We start from the raw sequence: 19,864 nt of genomic DNA, 5'->3' as shown, positions 1-19,864 counted from the left end.
TAGCGATATTTATATCACAGCACCCCATAAATAACGGCGCTGGAATTTGCCGTCCTTAAATATAAAGCAGACGCCGAAGGGAGCGCCGTCCGAACCTTGTCTGCCGAACAGATAAAGCGTCTTATCGCTGCGGCGGTAATAGGCTTCCCAACCTTTATACACATTGCTGTCGCGTGCAGTGGCGGCAAAATCGGGCGAGAAGAGTCCTTGCAGTTCGGCAGCGGGAACCGCTTGACCGTTTAGCGTGATACGTTCAAGCGCGAACACGCTTTTGGAAATCATAGAGTCCATGCCATAGAACGGCTTGCCTTGATAGAGACGCGCGGTGTATTTGTCTTTGCTGATACCCGAGAAATCACTGAGTTTAGGGTGAATGCGGCGGGCAACGATGTGTACCGTTTGACCGTTGCCGGACAAAGTCAGCGTATCGTCGTGACCGGATTGTTCGCGCAGGCGGACAAAGCTTTTGTCGGCGGCTGGGAATATCAGACGGCTGTAATGGATAAAGCCGGAATCGTCGGCGCTTGCCTGTTGTAGCTGAACAAAACAGAAGTCTGACCTGGTTTCACTGAGTTCTTCCACACATTCCAACGGTGTGCCGTTGGGAATTCTTGCCAAGACTTTGGCATTCAAATCGGGGCTTTTGCGCAAGTTGGTGTGTCCGTCGGCATCATGCACCAAGGCAAAGCCGTTCGGCGGCGCGGCATGGGTTAGGGCGGAACACAATAATAGGAGAGCAGCTAAGTAACGCATTTTTATCTTTTCTTTTAGTTTTCAGACGACCTTTTCGAGCGATATTTATAGCGCAGCATTCCATAAATAGCGGCGCTGGAATTTACCGTCCTTAAATATAAAGCAGACATCGAAACTACCGGCGCCCGAGCCTTGTCTGCCAAATAGATAGAGCCTCTTATCGATGCTGCGGTAATAGGCTTCCCAGCGGTCGTACACCTGGCTATCGCGTGCGGTGGCGGCAAAATCGGGCGAGAACAGTCCTTGCAGTTCGGCAGCGGGAACCGCTTGACCGTTTAGCGTGATGCGTTCAAGCGCGAACACGCTTTTGGGAATGTCGTAGTCTGTACCATAGAAAGGTTTGCCTCGATAGAGCCGCGCGGTGTATTTGTCTTTGTTGATGCCCGAGAAGTCGCTGAGTTTTGGATGGATGCGGCGGGCAACGATGTGTACCGTTTGTCCGCTACCGGACAAAGTCAGCGTATCGTCGCGACCAGATTGTTCGCGCAGTCGGGCGAAGCTTTTGTCGGAGGCGGGAAATATCAGACGGCTGTAATGGATGAAACCGTAGTCTTCTGCGGCAGGTTGTTGCAGCTGGGCAGTACAGAAACTCAGGCTGCCTTCGCCGCCATCACCCAGACATTTCAACGGTGTGCCGTTGGGAATTTTTGCCAAGACTTTGGCATTCAAATCGGGGCTTTCGCGTAAGTTGGTATGTCCGTCGGCATCATGAACTAAGGCAAAGCCGTCCGGCGGCGTGGCATGGGTTAAGGCGGAACACAATAATAAGAGAGCAGTTAAGCAACGCATTTTTATCTTTTCTTTGAGTTTTCAGACGACCTAATTTCAAAACTGTACGCGGCGGTTTAAGTTAAGCCGCATGATTCCCATTATTTCAACAATCCCCGCCACAACGCTTCTTCATCGTCCGCAATCTTGCGCAAAAATGCGGCGATTTCGCGGCAGCCGTTTTCGGACGGCTTTTTGCACTGTTTCACGCACATTGCTGCAAACTGCCGCCATTGGTCGCCGATGGCGGTCATTTGTTCCGAGGCCGTCTGAAACGCGGGGCTGTCGCAGATACGGGCGGCCTGCTCGAGGAAATAGGCGTAGATATAGCGGAAACCCGCGCCGCCGGTGCCGATTTCTTCCTGCATCCGCACCAAATGGCCGAGGAACAGTTTTTGGTATTTGTCGTTTTGTTTGGCAGGCAGGGACTCGATTTTTTTGGCCAGCGTGCGGATGCCTTTTACACCGATGAAAAAGACCGGTGCGAGCATATGTTTGGCGTTTTTGCGTATGGCTTTGCGGATAATAGCGGGCAAGTCTGCCATGATTTTTTCAGACGGCCTGTTGTCTTCTAATGTGTACATCATGCCTTTTGCCGCCAATACGCCTTTGGCAAAGCGCGCCCGTTGCAAATCTTCGGCGGCGCAGCGTTGCACGGTTTCAAATACGGGGTCGCTGATGAGGTAGTCGTTGCCGTCTTTTCCGTACACTAAAAGATTGTGTGCGTTGAAATGGAAGCGCATTTGTGGCGGGAAGTAGGGCAGCCAGAAGACGGAGGTTTGCAAACCGGCCAGTTTGCCTGAGGATAGCGCGGCATCCAATGCGGCTTGTCCGCTTTGTGCGTCGGAAAATTTGCGCACGGATAATTTCAGCCCCAATGCTTTGCAGGTGTTTTTGATAATGCTGCGCGGTGCGGTGCGATAAGAAACCAGCGGCATGCCGTTTAATTTGATCAGCGGCATCCAGACAAACGTCAGCGCGTGGGCAATGCCGAAAATCATGGCTTCGTCTAAATTGTGGCCATGGTATTTGAGCAGGGTGGACATCACACCGCTTTCGCAATGGGCGGTATGCTGGTGTGGAAATTCTTGTGTGGTCATAAAGTTATTGGTTTTCATGCAATGTTTTCAGACGGCCTGATACGGTCGGAATGGTTTGTTGTTTTGGAAATCAGCGGGCTTCCTTGGCCGCTTCCTGCTCGGCTTTGTAGCGGCGCAGAAATTCGATGGCGGCGGTTTTTTCGGCTTCGTTGCCGTATTTGGCATCACGTTGGGCGCGGCGCAGTTCGGCGCGTTCTTTGGCTTCTTCGATTTGGCGTGCTTTGAAGTCTTCGCGGTTGTCGGAGGAGACGAGTTTGCCCTGTTGTGATTGCGCTTTGGCCATGGCTTTGGCAATCAAATCCATGGGGTTGAATGCGGCGCTTGGTGCGGCTGTTTGGGTTTGTGCCTGTGCGGCCTGTTTGGCTTTGACGGCGGCTTCGCGTTGCGCCAGCAGGGCTTTGCGTTCGGCATCGTCGCGCTGTTTGCGCTCGGTATGGCGTTCAAAACGGCTTTGAGCATGTTCGGCGGCGGCAAAGCGCGGTTCGGCAGAGGTGCTGAAACGGCGTGCAGATGGCAGGAAGGGCTGCGATACGGGAACCATGTCGATGCAGTCGACGGGGCAGGGGGTAACGCACAAGCCGCAGCCGGTGCATTCGTCGCTGATGACGGTGTGCATCAGTTTGGATGCGCCCATAATGGCATCGACAGGGCAGGCGCGGATACAGGCGGTACAGCCGATGCAGACGGCTTCGTCAATCAGGGCTACGGCTTTGATTTGTGTTTTTGCCGGGGCGAGGTAGGGTTTGCCCAACAGGTCGGCAATATCTTTCATGACGGTTTCCCCACCCGGCGCGCACAGGTTTACCGGCGCTTCTCCTGCCGACAGGGCGCGCGCATAGGGTAAGCAGCCTTCATAGCCGCACTCACGACATTGGGTTTGCGGCAACAGGCGGCTGATGCTTTGGATGGGAATGGTCATCATGGATAGTCAAAATCGAAAAGGCGCATTATATCAGATTGTTGCGTTTATTTTGGCGAAACCCGCTTTGCTTATTTTAGCGAAACTCTCTACGCTCGTTTTAACGAAACTTGCTACGCTTGTTTTCAGACGGCCTGAGTCGGGTTTGCGTTATAATTTTGAAATGGATTTATTCGGGTAATTAGGAATGACGGCTACACTTTGCCCCTGTCAGTCGGGGTGCGTTTATGCGGAATGTTGCGCACCGTTTCATGCGCGTGAGGCGGCGGCCGCGACGGCGGAAGAGTTGATGCGTTCGCGTTACAGCGCGTATGTTTTGCAGGAAATCGACTATATCGTGGACACGACTGTCCCTGCGCAGCAGAATTTGTTGGACAAGCAGGATTTGGCGGCATGGAGTCAGCAGACGCAGTGGTCGGGATTGAAGGTTATCCGTCATGTGCCGTTTGGCAAACTGCATGCTTTGGTCGAGTTTGAGGCGTATTTTGAAGAGAACGGGCAAACTGAGTGCCATCATGAATTGTCGGCGTTTGTGAAAATAGACGGGCGTTGGTACTTTATTGATCCGACCGTTGCTTTGCCGACGATGAAACAGCCTTGTTTGTGCGGTTCGGGCAAAAAGTTTAAGGCATGTTGCGGACAGTTTTTCAAATAGTAATGTAAACAGGCCGTCTGAACGTTCAGACGGCCTGAGCTGTTTTTGCAGATAAAAAAAACCATTCATACTAAGGGAGAAGTATGAATGGCCAATACATTGCGGGAAAACGTCTTACTTGCTGCACCGCCCAAAAGGGATGAAAGAGCGGTGTTGTGTCAGCGATTGATATTCTACCGTTTTTAGTATTAAATGCTGTTAAGAAGTGAAATAATTTCAATAAGTTGCAAGATAATCGTGATTTTTTGAAGATAAACGGTATTTTTACTGATTTTCTCGAATCCATTTCACCCATTGTTGAAACAGCTCGGGTTGCAATGCGGCGATGACGGAACGCTTGAATACATGTTCGCCGCTCCAAAAATCGTCGCCCTCCAAAGTGGTCAGGCAGCCGCCGGCTTCTTCAAAAATCAATGCGCCGGCAGCGTAGTCCCACAGCTTTTGTCCGCCGTGGATGTAAATATCGTAGCGGCCGCTGGCAAGGTAGCACCAATCGAGCGTGCTGCTGCCCATGCTACGGATTGTGCCGAATGGGGCAAGGGTATTCATGCGGCTGGCGAGTTTGCCCGAACGCAGGTATTTGATTTCTACGCCGGCAATGGATTCGTTGAGTTTTTTGTTTTCCGAGCGCAGCGGCAGCGGCGTGCCGTTGAGGAATGCGCCTTTGCCGCGTTCGGCATAGAAACATTCGCCGCTGACCGGATTGTAAATCACGCCCAATTCGGCGTGGCCGTTTTTAACCAGCGCGACGGATACGGCAAAATGCGGCAAACCGTTGACGAAGTTGTTTGTGCCGTCGATAGGGTCGACAATCCACAGGCCGTCTGAATGTTCGTTCCACAAACGGGTTTGCTCCTGAACGCTCATCTCCTCGCCCAACATCGGACAATCCTCCAATAAGGGCAGGGCGGCGGCAAAAGCGGTTTGTGCGGCCAAATCTGCTTCACTCAAAACCGAACCGTCTTCCTTGCGTCGTGACGGCGTGTTCAGAAAACGCGGCATGACTTCGGTTTGGGCGATGTGGCGGACGACTTTCTGTAAACGGTATAGCACGGCGTATCCTTGTTTTTTGCAGTTTTGCGTGACAGTGGATTAAAATTCAGGAAGTTTTAAATTATAGTGGATGAAATCGAAATCAGGCAGGCAAGAGGATGTCGCCGTGTTTCAACTTCGTTCACGAAAGTTCAAATTATATACATGAATAAAGCAGGAAACCATGCCCCGATTTTACGTTGATTTTGCCTTAAGCCCCGACAGCGTGGTCGAATTGCCCGATAATGTGGTGCGCCATCTGAATGTATTGCGCGTGAAAAATACGGAAGAAATCGTGTTGTTCAACGGCAATGGCAAGTCATATCCGGCTTTGCCTGAAGTTTTGGAAAAACGCCGCGCCAGCGTGCGTATTCTGCGTGAAGAGGCAACGGACAACGAATCGCCGCTGAACATTACGTTGGTACAGGCGGTATCCGCCGCAGAGCGCATGGATTTCACTTTGCAGAAAAGCGTGGAATTGGGCGTGGCAGAAATTCGCCCGGTCATCAGCGAACGCTGTGTCGTCCGCTTGAGCGGCGAACGCGCTGAAAAGCGGGTGGCGCGTTGGCAGGAAATCGTCGTTTCGGCGTGTGAACAAAGCGGCCGCAATATTGTGCCGAAGGTTTTGCCACTGACGACTTATGCACAGGCTCTGCAGCAGTTGCCGCAGGAAACGACCAAACTGTTAATGAGCTTGAACCACGCACAAAAACTGAGCGATGTTCGGCCTCAATCCGGTAAGGTCGTGTTTATGGTCGGCCCGGAAGGCGGCTGGACGGAGAAGGAAGAGCAACAGGCATTTGATGCCGGTTTTCAATCCGTTACGCTTGGCAAACGGGTGTTGCGTACCGAAACCGCTTCACTTGCGGCCATTGCCGCCATGCAGACGCTTTGGGGCGATTTTGCATAAAGTTCGGGCCGTCTGAAAACGAGCGTAGCGAGTTTCGCTCAAACAAGCTGTTGCTTCATGATATAAAAATGGGAGTTTAAAAAATGTCTTACACCTTTACACTGGCCGAGTACGAGCTGGAAGCGGAATTGAAAAAGTTAATCGTGCAAGAGGCCGATAAGGCCGACGATGTGGATATGGATGATTTCACCGACGATGCGCTTTTGTTTGGCGATGACAGTCCGGTCGGTTTGGATTCGCTTGATGCGCTGCAAATCAGCGTTGCCTTGCAACAGTATTTCCAAGTACGCCTACAGGGCGACCGTATGGTGCGCAAACATATGATGTGCGTACGCGATTTGGCGGCGTTTATCCGTGCGGAGCATGGCGCGTGAGTTGGGTTTGCGGTACAGCGGCCACTTCTGCCTTGAATCCGCAAACGGATTTCAGACGGCCTGATGCGGTGTCTTATACGTTTTTAAACCAGCCGCAGCAGGTTGCTTATTTTCGTGCATTCGCCGGCGACAGTTTGGGGCGGAAGGAATTTGCGGATATTGCCGAACAACATTTGCGCCGAGCCGCCGAAAATGCAGGCTGGCCGTCTGAAAGCTGGCACGATGCGCCGGTGTTTATCGGTTCCAGTTCCTATTCCATCTCCGAATATGAAAACCGCCATTTTGCGGGTAATAGGGCGGTAGAGGAACACAATCTGCTTTATCTTGCCGAAGATTTGCGCCGGCGTAGCGGCAATCGGCAGATTTTCAGTTTCGCTACTGCCTGTACTTCATCTGCCCATGCGCTGATTCAGGCGGATAATTGTTTGCGCGGCGGGGCGGAGCGAGCCTTTGTGTTTGGTATTGAAAACCTCAACCAACTGACTTTGCTGCATTTTCACAGCTTGGGTTTGCTGACCGAACAGTATCAGCCTTTTGGCGGAAACGGTTTGATTTTAGGCGAAGGTGTTGCCGCGCTTGCCTTATCTTCCGCTGCTCCTGAATCTTCAGGCCGTCTGAAACTTATCGGACACGCCGCCAATACAGGCAATGACCTGATTCAAAGCGATGGCCAAGCGCAAGAGCAGGTGATGCGCCGTGCGTTAGATATTGCAGGTATCGCTCCTGAAAGCATTGCAGCTGTTAAAACACACGGCATCGGCACGGCTGACAGCGATGTCGCCGAATTGGCTGCACTGGAAAATATATTCGGTATACTGCCCCCTTTGATGGCGTTCAAGCCGCAAATCGGACACACGCTTGGCGCAACGGCAGCCCTTGAAACGGTCCTGCTTTTATCCGCTTTAAAACAAGGTGAAAGCAACGATTATCAGGGGCGGAAAATTCGTTTTTCCGAGTGCGCGACTTCACAAAAAGGCGGCTTTTTCTGTTTGGCCAATCAGTTTGGTTTTGGTGGCAGCAACACATCTTTGGTATGGCAATGGCAACCGTAAATCCTAATATCCGTATTACCGCCGCCGTGCGTTTTGATACTGACGCCGGCACCGGCGGTAAAATCCTCAAACAAACCTTAAAGCAGCAAAGCGGTATAGATACCCGCCGCCTCAGCCGCTTGAGCCTGATTGCCGCGCTTGGTGCAGGGCAACTGAAAGAGCAGTGCGAAATTCGTTCTGATTGCGCTGTTTTTCTCGGTACACCGTTTTCTTCGCCATCCGTATTTGAAAAAATGGCAGACAATGTGCTGAACCATCACGCCGCGATGCCGTTTGACTTTATCGCCAATCTGCACAACTCCCCCGTTTTTCATGCCGCGCAAGCGTTAGGTACGCATGGTGCAACTTTGGTCGTGGCTGCCGACAACGATGTAGATACGTACTTTCATCCATTATCTCTGGCGATGCAGTCTTTGCAAAATGGCGGACAAGCTGCGGTTGGCTGGGCATATGAACATCAAGCAGCTCATGCCGATACTCATGAAGGCAGTATTTGGATTGTGCTTGAAGCCGGTGCAGAGCAGGGGGTTCCCGTTGTGTTGAATGATGAAGGTACTCAGACTGATAGGCCGTCTGAAAAGTCGCAATATTATTGGCAAAATATCGCCGATTGGATAGAAGCAGTAATGGCGCACGAGGGTAGGGATGTGAAGAAATATACTTTGGCGTGATAGGGAAAATGATTTTAGAGAATGAGTTTGTTGAAGTAAATAGGTTGTAAGCCATTAAAAAGGCCGTCTGAAAATATTTTCAGACGGCCTTTTGTATCAAAAACCAATCAACGAGACATTTCGCCTTGAATAGCGCGGATATTCGCTTTACGGGCGTTGATGGTACGGGTCAGCTGTTGGATCTTAATTTGATCGCCTTTTTGTTTGGCCGCATTCAGCTGGGTTTGAAGGCGGGTAATAGCAGCCTGTTCATTGCGCACTTCGGTCTGCAATATCTGTTTGCGGGTTTCTTTAGGGCTTGGCTTAGGAGCCGGCGTAACCACAGGTGCTGTACGGATAACAGGGGCTTTGTATTTGCTGTATGAAGAACTGCGTGATTTGTTCTGACGGTTGCGCAGGGTAATATTGAGGCGCGGATTGGCAGCTTCGGCTGTGTTGGTCACGCTGGTAATCGGTACATTTGGCAGAATTTTGATATCACTGTCATTATTTTCTTTATCCAGCAAAATGTCGGCTGCCGGTTTGTATGCTTGAGGGAAAGGTGTTGGGACAGTGGTTTTGCCATGCTCTACCGGAGTGGCAGTTGCCGGCGTGCTTGGTTCGACCGAAGCGGTGGCAATAGTTTTGGCTGCTTGTTCTTCGGATGTGCGGACAACGGCTGTTTTGGTACGGTTGACCTTGGCTTTGCGTCGAGAGGAGGTTTTGGCATAAGTTTTGCCTTTGCGCTTAGTCTCGACTTTGGCAGGTGTTTTATCGAGCGCTTCATCCTGAGCTGTTACCGCTTGGCTATTTTTGGTAGTTGAAGTTTGCGGCTGAGCTGTCGAGTTCTGAATAATCTCTTGTGGAATTTGGATTGCAGGCACAACAGGTTGAGCAGCTGGTGTTTCATTAATAATAGCAATGCCGTCTGAAACTGTTTTCTCGGTAGAAGCAGTAGGTTGGGCTTGTGCGGCAAGCATGACAGGAACAACACTGTTTTCTGTTTGGGTTGCACTAGACTGAGTTTGTACGACAGGAGTTGTATTGCGGACAGTAGTGTCGGCAACATAGTCTTCAGCTTTTATTGTGGGCGGCGCTTCCAGAGTAGGCGTATTGTTGGAAACAATTACGCTGTCTGCAATGGCTTTGTCGGCCGCAACGGTAGGTTGGGTTTGCGCGGCAAGCATTGGAGGAACAATAGTGTTGTCCGCTTGAACGGCAGTCGTCTGCGTTTGTACGACAGGAGTTGTGTTGTGGACAGCAGTATCGACAACATAGTTTTCAGGTTTTGCAACGGCTGGTGTTTCTAAAACAGGCGTATTGTTGGGAACGATTACGCTGTCTGCAATGGTTTTATTCGCAGGCACAGCTTGTCGAGTTTGTGCCATCGGAATGGAAATAGGTGCCGGAATACCGTATTCATTTCGAGCAACAACGACTGGGGTTTGTACTGCAGGCATTGCATGAGAAGCATGAACGTAGTCAGCGGCAGATGCTTTAAATTCTGTTGTTTGTACCGTTTTTAAAACCGGAGTGTCGCCTGGAATTGCAACGACGCTGTTTTCTGTTACATTGTTTGTTTCAACTATGCGACAGGCGTCATTGATCTGGTATGAAGCATAAACGGTGATGCCTTCAACATTGCAGACATACTCGGCAGCATTAGCGGCGGCGGGGAGGGTCAGGCTGAGGGCAATGGCGGTTTTGCAGAAAAACGGTTTCATAAAGGCAATAGAATCAGGTTGTTTGTTCAAAGTGTAATTATACTATGTACACTGTCAGCATCCGCCAACTTATTTTTAGGCGGTGTAAAACTGTGGCTGAAAGGTTGAAAATTGGAATAAAAGGTCTTAGGCCGTCTGAAACTTGTTATATAAAGTTTCAGACGGCCTTTGTTGTCATAGCGGATTAAGCGTTTAACAGGCTTTCGTCCAATGTCAGTTCTTCGTTTTTATTGACGGCTACTTTGCGTGCCAAAACGTTTTGGGCAATTTCGTGTGCTTCAGCAAGCGAGTGCATCAGGTAAGTACCGCATTGGTATTCGTTCAGCTCGGGGATTTTGCTTTGGTCTTGAACGGTCAAAACATCCTGCATTGAAGCGAGCCATGCGTCGGCCACTTTTTGTTCGTCGGGCGTGCCGATGAGGCTCATGTAGAAACCGGTGCGGCAGCCCATCGGGGAAATGTCGATGATTTCGACGCCGTTGCCGTTTAAGTGGTCGCGCATAAAGCCGGCGAACAAATGCTCCAGCGTGTGAATGCCTTTTTCGGGCAGGATTTCTTTGTTGGGAATGCAAAAACGCAGGTCAAATACGGTAATGGTGTCGCCTTTGGGCGTGGTCATGGTTTTCGCCACACGCACGGCAGGGGCGTGCATACGGGTGTGGTCGACTTTGAAACTGTCTAGTAGGGGCATTTGGGTATCCTTTGAGGTAAATAGATTTTTAGCGGGTCGGATTTAAAGATTCAATCACAATTCGGCAATATTGACTGCCTCGCCCGAAGCCGCGCTCAGTGCTTCGTTCAAAACATCGTAGAAATCCCGTCCGTCGCGTGTTGCCAGCCATTTGCCGTTTTGCTCGGCGAAATGGTAGCCGCCGCTTTTTGCGGCAATCCACAATTCTTGGTTGGGCGTGTGGCGGTTGACGATGATTTGCGTGCCGTCTTCGGCTTCGATGGTCAGGACGTTTCCGGCAAACTGGCAGTCGAAATCCCAGCCGTTTTCATCGATTTGGTCTTCAATGTGTTCAAACAATTCTTCGCTCAGGCGGATGAATTCGCTTTCGGTCATCATGGCTTTTTGTGTGGTTTTTGTTTAAGATACCGAATCTTGCCACATTCGTAATGATGAAGAAAGTTTTACTGATGAAATACGGCGTATTTTTTGCAGCGGCAACGGCTCTGCTGCTTTCTGCCTGCGGCTACAAAGGCGACCTCTACCTGCCCAAAGAAGGCGACAAGGCGCGCTTCGGCGTGATTCAGACCGGCTTGAAATTCGATACGGCTAAAGAGCCGACCACTCAAACTAACGATTAAAAAAAGACTTCACAAACATGACCTTATCCTGCGAACAAATCCCTTATTCCCACCTTGCCGAGGAATTCGGCACGCCGCTTTATGTGTACAGCAAATCTGCGCTGACCGAGGCGTTTGACAACTACCAAACCGCGTTTGCTGCTTTGAATCCGCTTGTCTGCTACGCGGTTAAAGCCAATGGCAACCTGAGCATCATCAAACACTTTGCTTCTTTGGGGAGCGGTTTTGACATTGTGTCCGGCGGCGAGTTGGCGCGTGTTTTGGCGGCCGGCGGCGATGCGGCGAAAACGATTTTTTCTGGTGTGGGCAAGAGTGAGGCAGAAATTGAATTTGCGCTGAATGCGGGCGTGAAATGCTTCAATATGGAGAGCATTCCCGAAATCGACCGTATTCAGAAAGTTGCCGCGCGTTTGGGTAAAGTCGCTCCGGTTTCCTTGCGCGTCAATCCTGATGTCGATGCCAAAACCCACCCTTATATCTCCACCGGTTTGAAAGCCAATAAATTCGGTATTGCCTATGCCGATGCGCTTGAGGCCTATCGTCATGCTTCCCGACAAAGCCATTTGAAAATCATCGGTATCGACTGCCATATCGGCTCGCAACTGACCGACCTCAGCCCGCTTATCGAAGCCTGCGAACGTATCTTGGCCTTGGTCGACCAACTGGCAGACGAAGGTATTGTGTTGGAACACTTGGACTTGGGCGGCGGTGTCGGCATTGTTTACCAAGACGAAAATGTGCCTGATTTGGGCGTGTATGCCCAAGCCGTTCAAAAACTGATCGGTACACGCCGTCTGAAACTGGTTCTCGAGCCAGGCCGCAGCTTGGTTGGTAATGCCGGTGCGTTGTTGACGCGCGTCGAGTTCGTCAAACATGGCGAAGAGAAAAACTTTGTGATGGTCGATGCGGCGATGAACGATTTGATGCGTCCGGCACTTTATGACGCCTATCATCACATTGAAGCGGTCGAAACCAAAGACATTGAGCCTCTGACGGCCAATATCGTCGGCCCGATTTGCGAAACCGGCGACTTCCTCGGCAAAGACCGCACCATCGCCTGCGAAGAAGGGGATTTACTGCTTATCCGCAGCGCCGGTGCGTATGGTTCAAGCATGGCGAGCAACTACAACACGCGTAACCGTGCGGCGGAAGTATTGGTTGACGGCAACGAATGCAAACTTATCCGCCAACGTGAAACCGTCGAGCAGCAAATGGCCAACGAATTGGCTTGTTTGTAAGGTTGGATTGTTTAAAAGGCCGTCTGAAAGCTTGATTGACTTTCAGACGGCCTTTGCTATGAAAGAAAAGGGCATGTATCAAACACGCCCTTTTTCAGTTGATCAATAATGCGGCGGAATTTCATCGCGCAGGCTGTACGGTTCGCGTTCTCCGTTTGCGCCTTTGTCCTTCATCCGTTGATACAGAAGCCGCAACTGGCCTTGTTGCAAATCCAAAGCCTGCTGCATCTTGGCGATGGTGTCGTTCAGGCTGCCGATTAAATCTTCCTGCAAGGCCGTTTGAATTTCCAGCTCCGTGACGCGGTGTTCCAATTCCTGAATATCGCTCATATTACAGCACCATCGCGGCAATCCAGCCGGCAGCCATCAGCGGGATATTGTAGTGGATAAAGGTCGGGATAACCGAATCGCGGATGTGGTCGTGTTGACCGTCGGCGTTCAGACCCATGGTCGGGCCGAGCGTTGAGTCGGAAGCAGGGGAACCTGCATCGCCCAGCGCGCCTGCCGTGCCGACGATGGCCACGGTAGCCATTGGGGAGAAGCCCAAGCTGATGCACAAAGGCACATAAATCGCGGTAATAATCGGCAAGGTGGAGAAAGACGAGCCGATGCCCATGGTTACCAGCAGGCCGACAAACAGCATGGTAAAGGCGGCCATGCCTTTATTGCTTCCGAACAAAGCCATGCTGCGTTCGACCAAAGGCTGAATCTCGCCGGTTGCGTTCATTACGGCGGCGAAACCTTGTGCCGCAATCATAATAAAGCCGACCATCGCCATCATTTTGATGCCTTCGCCGAACACATCGCTGGCGGCGGAGCGGTTCATCACGCCCAACATCATAAACACGGCAAAGCCCAACATAGCGCCCAATACCAGCGAACCATCGTACGAAAGCTGAATGGCAAAACACACGGCAATCGCCACGGCCGCCACCAAGCTGCGATAGGTTGAAGGCTCTTGTTGTTGCACTGCCGCACGGTTGTCTTCCGTGTCAGTGGTATTGTTCTGATAAATGCGCGGCTTGCGGTAGTGCAAAAAGGCCAGCAGCAAGCCGGACACCATGCCCAAAGCCGGAATCGCCATTGCGTGCATCACATTGATGCCGCTGGTGTCCATGCCTGCCGAGCGGATATTGCCCAACATGATGTCGTTCAAGAAGATGGCGCCGAAACCGTAAGGCAGGAACATATAAGTCGTTACCAAGCCAAACGTAATCACGCAGGCCACCAAGCGGCGGTCGAGTTTCAAACGATTGAACACCAACAGCAGCGGCGGAATAATCATCGGGATAAACGCAATATGAATCGGCACAATGTTTTGGCTCATCACGCCCATGCACAAAATAATCGCCAGCAGCAGCCATTTGACCGCGCCTTCGCCTTTCGCATTGCCTTCGCCGCCGTTGAGTTTGCGGATAATCACGCCGGCAAGCTGTTGCGGCAGGCCGGAATGCGTGATGGCCATGGCAAACGCGCCGAGCATGGCATAAGACAGCGCGATTTGCGCCCCGCCTTTCAAGCCTTCGTTAAAAACAGGAATAATCCCTTGCTGCACCACATCGCCGGCCGCGTTGGTTACATTCTCCAAAGGCATACCGGCCACCAAGCCGCCGACAAACGCGCCGACAGCCAAGCTGAGCACCACATGCACGCGCGATAAAGACAGCACAAGCATGATGATGACCGCAATTACAACCGCATTCATATCGTTCTCCGTTGTTTCAGACGGCCTGTTATGTAAAAACAGGCAATCATCTGTTTACATATTACAAATAAACATCATAACCCAAGCATGAAGCCTTTGCAAAAAACGACAGGCCGTCTGAAAAACAGACCATCGGTTTCAGACGGCCTGCCGTGAACCCTTATTCAGAGTTTTAATAGGGCGTGCGGTTCTGGCGATAAAAATATCTAAAAAACACGCGCTTCCTATTCTTTGCATATGGTACCAATGTTAAAATCGACACAATGTCTCGGTTTCGGGTTTGTCACTGAAATTAAAGCATTTATTGCTAAAACCCAATTCAATCATACACAAACAAAGGAAAGAAGTTATGGATATTCTGACGCGGCTGCACAATCTGCCGCCCTCCCGCTTTCATTACAAACTTCTGGTCTTGGTCGGAATAGGCTGGCTGTTTGATGCCATGGATACCGGTTTGGTATCGTTTGTATTGCCGGCTTTGGGCAAAGATTGGGCGCTGGCTCCGGCGCAGTTGGGTTGGATTGTTAGCATTGCCTTTGTCGGCATGGCCTTGGGTGCGGTATTCAGCGGCTGGCTGGCGGATAGGTTCGGACGGAAAACCGTTTTTGCCGGCACGATGGTGGTGTACAGCATTGCCACAGGTTTGTGCGCGCTCGCGCCTGATTTGACGGTTTTGCTGGTGTGCCGCTTTTTTGTCGGCATCGGTTTGGGCGGTCAACTGCCCGTTGCCGTGTCGCTGGTCAGCGAATATGCGCCGCCGAAAGTACGCGGCCGTTTTATTGTGTTGCTGGAAAGCTTTTGGGGCTTAGGCTGGCTCTCAGCCGCGCTGGTGTCTTATTTCTTTATTCCGCAAACCGGCTGGCACAGCGCGTTTTTATTCGGCGCCTTGCCCCTGTTTTATGTGCCGTTGGTGTTGAAATTCGTTCCCGAATCCGTGCCTTACCTGCTTTCCCGCGGCAAAACCAACGAAGCGCACCGTTTGGTGTCCGCGCTGGAAATACAATCGGGCATCACGCCGCCGACACAAGCCGTTGCCGCACCGGCCGCCCCGCGCGAACGCATCCGCTTCGTCCAACTTTGGCAACATCCGTTTGCACGGCGTACGCTGATGCTGTGGCTGGTTTGGTTCGGCATTGTGTTTTCGTATTACGGCATTTTCACTTGGTTGCCCAAATTGCTGGTCGAGCAGGGCAATACCGTGGTCAAAACCTTTGAATATGTGCTGGTGATGATTGTTGCGCAACTGCCCGGCTATATAGCCGCCGCGGCTTTGGTGGAAAGAATCGGCCGCAAAGCAACGCTGGCAGGCTTCCTGGCCGCTTGCGCCGCGTGCGCATGGTTTTTCGGGCAAAGCACCACTGCGGCCGAAGTCATGATTTGGGGCAGCCTGATGTCCTTCTTCAACTTGGGCGCATGGGGCGTTTTGTACACCTACACCCCCGAACTCTACCCCTTGCGCTTCCGTGCTTTCGCATCCGGCTGGGCAGGCGCCATCGGCCGCATCGGCGGCATACTCGCGCCCATAGTGGTGGCGGCGATGGTGGGTAACAGTGGTGGCTTCGGCAATATCTTTATGATGTTTGCGCTGGTTATGCTGCTGATTGTGGCGGTAATCTTGGTATTGGGTGAAGAAACCAAAGGTCGTACGCTGGAAGACATTAGCAAATAAACGGCAAAGCAAAAAAGGCCGTCTGAAAAATATTTTCGGACGGCCTTTTTCATTTACGTTTGTAATTTTAATACATCGATTTTCTGTTTTTATCTTAATTATCGAGGAAAGCGACGAAGAATAACCGTCTTTGTTTTTGCGTAGATAAAAATATTATACTTCAAAGAATTAAAATGAATAAACGATAAAATGACTGTCTGAAAAGTTCAATCATGGTTTGTGATGTAGGTCAAAGCAAAATGTAACTAAATTACCTATAGTTATCGTAGTGAAAATTTATTGACCTTATTGCCACCTTTTATTAAGGAGATACACCATGAACGCATCAGCCGACAACGTCGTCAGCCCAGCCGTAGCCGAGGTAAACAGCCTGGTTGAAAAGGGTTTACGGGCGTTGGATGAGTTTCTTAAGCTGGATCAGGAGCAGATTGATTTTATTGTTGCCAAAGCCTCTATCGCCGCACTGGACAAACATGGTGTACTCGCCATGCACGCGGTGGAAGAAACGGGGCGCGGCGTGTTTGAGGATAAGGCGACGAAAAACTTGTTTGCTTGCGAAAACGTCGTGCGCCGCCTGCGCGATTTGAAAACCGTGGGCGTCATCAGTGAAAACGATGTAACCGGTATTACTGAAATTGCCGATCCGGTCGGTGTGGTTTGCGGTATTGTGCCGACCACCAATCCGACTTCCACCACCATTTTCAAATCCCTGATTGCGCTGAAAACCCGCAATCCGATTATTTTCTCATTCCACCCGTCCGCCCAGCAGTGTTCCGCCCATGCCGCGCGTATTGTGCGCGATGCGGCGATTGCGGCCGGTGCGCCGGAAAACTGTATCCAGTGGATTGAAAAACCGTCTATGGAAGGCACTTCCGCGCTGATGAAGCATCCGGGCGTGGCAACGATTTTGGCGACCGGCGGCAATGCGATGGTGGAAGCCGCGTATTCCTGCGGCAAACCTGCGCTCGGCGTCGGGGCGGGCAACGTACCTGCTTATGTTGAAAAAACGGCGGACATCAAACAGGTGGCACACGATATTGTGATGTCGAAATCTTTCGACAACGGCATGGTGTGCGCCAGCGAGCAAGCGGTGATTGCCGATAAAGAGATTTACAAAGAGTTGGCCGAAGAATTCAAATCTTACGGCGTGTACTTTGCCAACAAAAAAGAAAAAGCCATGCTCGAAGAGTTTATCTTCGGCGTAACGGCGAATTGCGCCAGCTGCGGCGGAGCGAAACTTAATTCCGCCGTTGTGGGCAAACCGGCAACATGGATTGCCGAACAGGCCGGGTTTAAAGTACCTGAAAAAACCAACATCATCATCGCTGAATGCCGCGAAGTCGGTCCGAACGAGCCTCTGACCCGAGAAAAACTTTCGCCTGTTTTGGCCATGATTAAGGCGGATTCGACCGAACAAGGTTTGAAGTTCGCCGAAGAAATGGTTGCCTTTGACGGCTTGGGACACTCCGCCGCCATCCATACTGCCGATGAAGAATTGGTCAAAACGTTCGGCTCACGCGTCAAAGCGCTGCGCGTGATTTGGAATTCGCCTTCTACTTTCGGCGGCATCGGTGACGTTTACAATGCCTTCCTGCCTTCTCTGACCCTCGGTTGCGGCTCTTACGGTAAAAACGCCGTCGGCGGCAACGTCAGCGCAGTCAATCTGTTAAACATCAAAAAAGTAGGCCGTCGGAGAAACAACATGCAATGGTTCAAAGTACCCGCCAAAATCTATTTCGAGCGCGATTCCATCCAATATCTGCAAGACATGAAAGACTGCGAAAAAGTCATGATTGTGACCGACCGTTCGATGGTCGATTTGGGCTTCGTTGATAAAGTGACCCACCAGCTCCACCAACGCAAAAACAAAGTGACCATCCAGCTGTTTACCGATGTCGAAGCCGATCCGAGCGTCCAAACCGTCTATAAAGGCACGGATTTGATGCGCAGCTTCCAGCCCGACACCATCATCGCGCTGGGCGGCGGTTCGCCGATGGACGCGGCCAAAGCCATGTGGCTCTTCTACGAGCAGCCGCAAGTCGATTTTGAGGATTTAGTCCAAAAATTCATGGACATCCGCAAACGCGCCTTCCGCTTCCCCGAATTGGGCCGCAAAGCCAAATTTATCGGCATTCCCACCACATCGGGTACAGGCTCCGAAGTCACGCCGTTTACCGTCATCAGCGACGGCGACAAAAAATATCCGATTGCCGACTACTCGCTGACACCGACCATTTCGATTGTCGATCCTGCGTTTACCATGACCGTGCCGGCAGGCGTAACTGCCGATACCGGTTTGGACGTATTGACCCACGCCGTAGAAGCATACGTTTCCGTACTGGCGAACGACTTTACCGACGGCCTCGCCCTGCAAGCCATCAAGCTCGTGTTCCAATACCTCGAACGCTCCTACAAACACGGTGCGGCCGATCCAGAAGCGCGCGAGCATATGCACAATGCTTCCACCATCGCAGGCATGGCGTTTGCCAATGCGTTCTTGGGCATCAACCACTCGATGGCACACAAAATCGGCGGCAAATATCACGTTCCGCACGGCCGTGCCAACGCCATCCTGCTGCCGCATGTCATCCGCTACAACGGCACGCGTCCGCAGAAAACCGCTACTTGGCCGAAGTACAACTACTACAAAGCCGACCTGAAATATCAGGAAATCGCCCGTACTTTAGGCCTGCCATGCAGCACACCGGCAGAGGGCGTCGAATCCTTCGCCCGCGCCTGTCATGAGCTGGCAGTCAACGTCGGCATCAAAATGTCGTTTAAAGAGCAGGGCATCGATGAGAAAACCTTCCTCGACGGCAGAAAAGAGCTGGCCATGATGTCTTTTGAAGACCAATGCACCCCGGCCAACCCACGCCTCGCCATGGTGGCCGATATGGAAGAAATCCTGACCAAAGCCTATTACGGCGAATAAAATCGGGCAGTTAAAAAGGCCGTCTGAAACCTGACTATAGGGTTTCAGACGGCCTTTCGTATTAGAACTAAAGTTGATACTTATTGTATGTGGAATTTAATTTGCAAACATTAAGAATAGTCATCATGAAATCAGAAATTTTAAAACAATTTGGCAAACATGTTCGTCATTTAAGACAACTCCAGGATTTAAGTCAGGAAACATTGGCTGAAAAAGCGAATATGCACCGGACTTATATCGGAATGATAGAACGTGGAGAGCGTAACCCCGCCCTATTAAATCTTATTCGTTTGGCTAGCGCATTAGATATTTCTTTGCCTGAACTTTTAACTTTTAAGGACTATGTTAATGACGGGAACTGTGATAATGAATCTAACTGATTCGTATGATTTTTTTAGAGAAAACGCCGGAAGGACGCTAGGAGATCTAAAACTTGAATATCAAACCAAATTTCCCGAGTTCACCGCTGAAATGAAGATAAATAAAGGTGGGGTAGGGCAGTTTATCGAGAAATTGATAGGACTTAAGAATACAAATGCTTTGACAGATTTTTCTGATGGTGAGCTGAAAACCAATAAAGCAGATACAGATGGTGCACCACTAGAGACTATGTTTATCTCGCAGATTTCCAGTAACTTTGATCAGTTAATCAGCGATCAGATAAGCTTTGAAGATAGTTGGATATACCAAAAAATCAAGAATTTGCTATATGTTCCTATTTGTAAAGTCGACAACGATCCTGATAAATGGTACATACAGTCAGCCTATCATGTGCAAATAAATGAAGAGGGTGAACTTTTCAGACAGTTATCTGCTGACTTCACGCAAATTAAAAGTAAGCTGTTAGCTGATATTAATTCCGGCGACGGATATATTCATACATCAAACGGTAGTTTTATACAAATCAGATCAAAAGATTTCAAGCCATACCATCCTATATTTTCTGCACAATATAATCGGAATATTTCAAATAAGAATCATGCATTTTATTTTAAAAAAGAATTCATGCGGGAAGTTCGTGAAATGGCCAGACAGGGTAAAGATGGTGTTGTTCGAATAATTTAAAATAAGA

The 19,864-nt window shown here is 50.6% G+C and carries 21 protein-coding genes; 11 read left to right on the top strand and 10 right to left on the bottom strand.

Going from position 1 to position 19,864, the window contains the following annotated elements:
• Positions 1–9: 9 nt before the first annotated feature.
• From CYJ98_RS07895 to CYJ98_RS07880, 4 genes are all read right to left on the bottom strand, one after another.
• Positions 10–753, bottom strand: coding sequence for a hypothetical protein (locus tag CYJ98_RS07895; protein ID WP_101756059.1), 744 nt, complete (start codon positions 751–753; stop codon positions 10–12).
• 45 nt (positions 754–798) lie between these two features.
• Positions 799–1,542 carry an SH3 domain-containing protein gene (locus tag CYJ98_RS07890; RefSeq protein ID WP_101756058.1) on the bottom strand — a complete coding sequence of 248 codons (744 nt, stop codon included), beginning with the start codon at positions 1,540–1,542 and terminating at the stop codon, positions 799–801.
• 80 nt (positions 1,543–1,622) lie between these two features.
• Entirely contained in the window at positions 1,623–2,621 is a 999-nt protein-coding gene (locus CYJ98_RS07885) for a BtrH N-terminal domain-containing protein (RefSeq protein WP_101756101.1), read from the bottom strand.
• Between the two features lie 70 nt (positions 2,622–2,691).
• Positions 2,692–3,540 (bottom strand): RnfABCDGE type electron transport complex subunit B, encoded by an 849-nt coding sequence (locus CYJ98_RS07880; RefSeq protein ID WP_180947881.1) that lies wholly within the window; start codon positions 3,538–3,540, stop codon positions 2,692–2,694.
• A gap of 187 nt (positions 3,541–3,727) precedes the next feature.
• Between CYJ98_RS07880 and CYJ98_RS07875 the strand changes: the two genes are divergently transcribed.
• Entirely contained in the window at positions 3,728–4,195 is a 468-nt protein-coding gene (locus CYJ98_RS07875) for a YchJ family protein (RefSeq protein ID WP_101756055.1), read from the top strand.
• A gap of 264 nt (positions 4,196–4,459) precedes the next feature.
• Here the strand turns inward: CYJ98_RS07875 and CYJ98_RS07870 are convergent, their stop codons facing one another.
• Positions 4,460–5,248, bottom strand: coding sequence for an inositol monophosphatase family protein (locus tag CYJ98_RS07870; RefSeq protein WP_003684681.1), 789 nt, complete (start codon positions 5,246–5,248; stop codon positions 4,460–4,462).
• A gap of 163 nt (positions 5,249–5,411) precedes the next feature.
• Between CYJ98_RS07870 and CYJ98_RS07865 the strand changes: the two genes are divergently transcribed.
• From CYJ98_RS07865 to CYJ98_RS07850, 4 genes are all read left to right on the top strand, one after another.
• A complete protein-coding gene (locus CYJ98_RS07865) occupies positions 5,412–6,137 on the top strand; it encodes a 16S rRNA (uracil(1498)-N(3))-methyltransferase (protein WP_101756054.1) in 726 nt (241 codons plus the stop codon).
• 83 nt (positions 6,138–6,220) lie between these two features.
• Positions 6,221–6,511, top strand: a complete 291-nt coding sequence (locus CYJ98_RS07860) for an acyl carrier protein (protein ID WP_003684646.1) — start codon at positions 6,221–6,223, stop codon at positions 6,509–6,511.
• Positions 6,508–7,563 carry a beta-ketoacyl synthase N-terminal-like domain-containing protein gene (locus CYJ98_RS07855; protein ID WP_101756053.1) on the top strand — a complete coding sequence of 352 codons (1,056 nt, stop codon included), beginning with the start codon at positions 6,508–6,510 and terminating at the stop codon, positions 7,561–7,563. Before CYJ98_RS07860 ends, CYJ98_RS07855 begins: the two co-directional genes overlap by 4 nt.
• Complete coding sequence (locus CYJ98_RS07850) at positions 7,545–8,234, top strand: hypothetical protein (protein ID WP_101756052.1); 690 nt, start codon at positions 7,545–7,547, stop codon at positions 8,232–8,234. The genes CYJ98_RS07855 and CYJ98_RS07850 overlap by 19 nt, the downstream gene beginning before the upstream one ends.
• 107 nt (positions 8,235–8,341) lie before the next feature.
• On the opposite strand, the gene CYJ98_RS07845 is transcribed toward CYJ98_RS07850, so the two are convergent.
• From CYJ98_RS07845 to cyaY, 3 genes are all read right to left on the bottom strand, one after another.
• On the bottom strand, positions 8,342–9,937 hold the full coding sequence (locus CYJ98_RS07845) for a hypothetical protein (RefSeq protein ID WP_101756100.1): 1,596 nt from the start codon (positions 9,935–9,937) through the stop codon (positions 8,342–8,344).
• Positions 9,938–10,121: 184 nt separating this feature from the next.
• On the bottom strand, positions 10,122–10,628 hold the full coding sequence (luxS, locus tag CYJ98_RS07840) for an S-ribosylhomocysteine lyase (protein ID WP_004518928.1): 507 nt from the start codon (positions 10,626–10,628) through the stop codon (positions 10,122–10,124).
• Between the two features lie 54 nt (positions 10,629–10,682).
• Positions 10,683–11,006: an iron donor protein CyaY gene (cyaY, locus tag CYJ98_RS07835; RefSeq protein ID WP_049323082.1), complete on the bottom strand. Its 324-nt coding sequence runs from the start codon at positions 11,004–11,006 to the stop codon at positions 10,683–10,685.
• A gap of 71 nt (positions 11,007–11,077) precedes the next feature.
• Here cyaY and lptM point away from each other — a divergent pair, with 71 nt between their 5' ends.
• Both lptM and lysA read left to right on the top strand, forming a co-directional pair.
• Positions 11,078–11,248, top strand: coding sequence for an LPS translocon maturation chaperone LptM (gene lptM / locus CYJ98_RS07830; RefSeq protein ID WP_036472795.1), 171 nt, complete (start codon positions 11,078–11,080; stop codon positions 11,246–11,248).
• A 17-nt stretch (positions 11,249–11,265) separates the two neighbouring features.
• Positions 11,266–12,486, top strand: a complete 1,221-nt coding sequence (gene lysA, locus CYJ98_RS07825) for a diaminopimelate decarboxylase (protein WP_101756051.1) — start codon at positions 11,266–11,268, stop codon at positions 12,484–12,486.
• Positions 12,487–12,588: 102 nt separating this feature from the next.
• Here lysA and CYJ98_RS07820 read toward each other — a convergent pair whose 3' ends face one another.
• Complete coding sequence (locus CYJ98_RS07820) at positions 12,589–12,816, bottom strand: SlyX family protein (protein WP_101756050.1); 228 nt, start codon at positions 12,814–12,816, stop codon at positions 12,589–12,591.
• Between the two features lies 1 nt (position 12,817).
• A complete protein-coding gene (locus CYJ98_RS07815; RefSeq protein ID WP_101756049.1) occupies positions 12,818–14,191 on the bottom strand; it encodes a Na+/H+ antiporter family protein in 1,374 nt (457 codons plus the stop codon).
• Between the two features lie 349 nt (positions 14,192–14,540).
• Here CYJ98_RS07815 and CYJ98_RS07810 point away from each other — a divergent pair, with 349 nt between their 5' ends.
• The 4 genes from CYJ98_RS07810 to CYJ98_RS07795 all read left to right on the top strand — a co-directional run bounded on the left by CYJ98_RS07810 (position 14,541) and on the right by CYJ98_RS07795 (position 19,857).
• Entirely contained in the window at positions 14,541–15,860 is a 1,320-nt protein-coding gene (locus CYJ98_RS07810) for an MFS transporter (RefSeq protein WP_101756048.1), read from the top strand.
• Between the two features lie 316 nt (positions 15,861–16,176).
• A complete protein-coding gene (adhE, locus tag CYJ98_RS07805; protein WP_101756047.1) occupies positions 16,177–18,792 on the top strand; it encodes a bifunctional acetaldehyde-CoA/alcohol dehydrogenase in 2,616 nt (871 codons plus the stop codon).
• A gap of 125 nt (positions 18,793–18,917) precedes the next feature.
• Positions 18,918–19,172, top strand: a complete 255-nt coding sequence (locus CYJ98_RS07800) for a helix-turn-helix domain-containing protein (RefSeq protein ID WP_003681417.1) — start codon at positions 18,918–18,920, stop codon at positions 19,170–19,172.
• Positions 19,159–19,857 carry a MutH/Sau3AI family endonuclease gene (locus tag CYJ98_RS07795; protein WP_143485309.1) on the top strand — a complete coding sequence of 233 codons (699 nt, stop codon included), beginning with the start codon at positions 19,159–19,161 and terminating at the stop codon, positions 19,855–19,857. Before CYJ98_RS07800 ends, CYJ98_RS07795 begins: the two co-directional genes overlap by 14 nt.
• Positions 19,858–19,864 lie beyond the last annotated feature (7 nt).

This window comes from Neisseria perflava, from assembly GCF_002863305.2.
Lineage (GTDB): Bacteria > Pseudomonadota > Gammaproteobacteria > Burkholderiales > Neisseriaceae > Neisseria > Neisseria perflava_A.
Note: the sequence above shows the minus strand (reverse complement) of the source record. Positions and strands in the feature narration are given on the sequence as shown.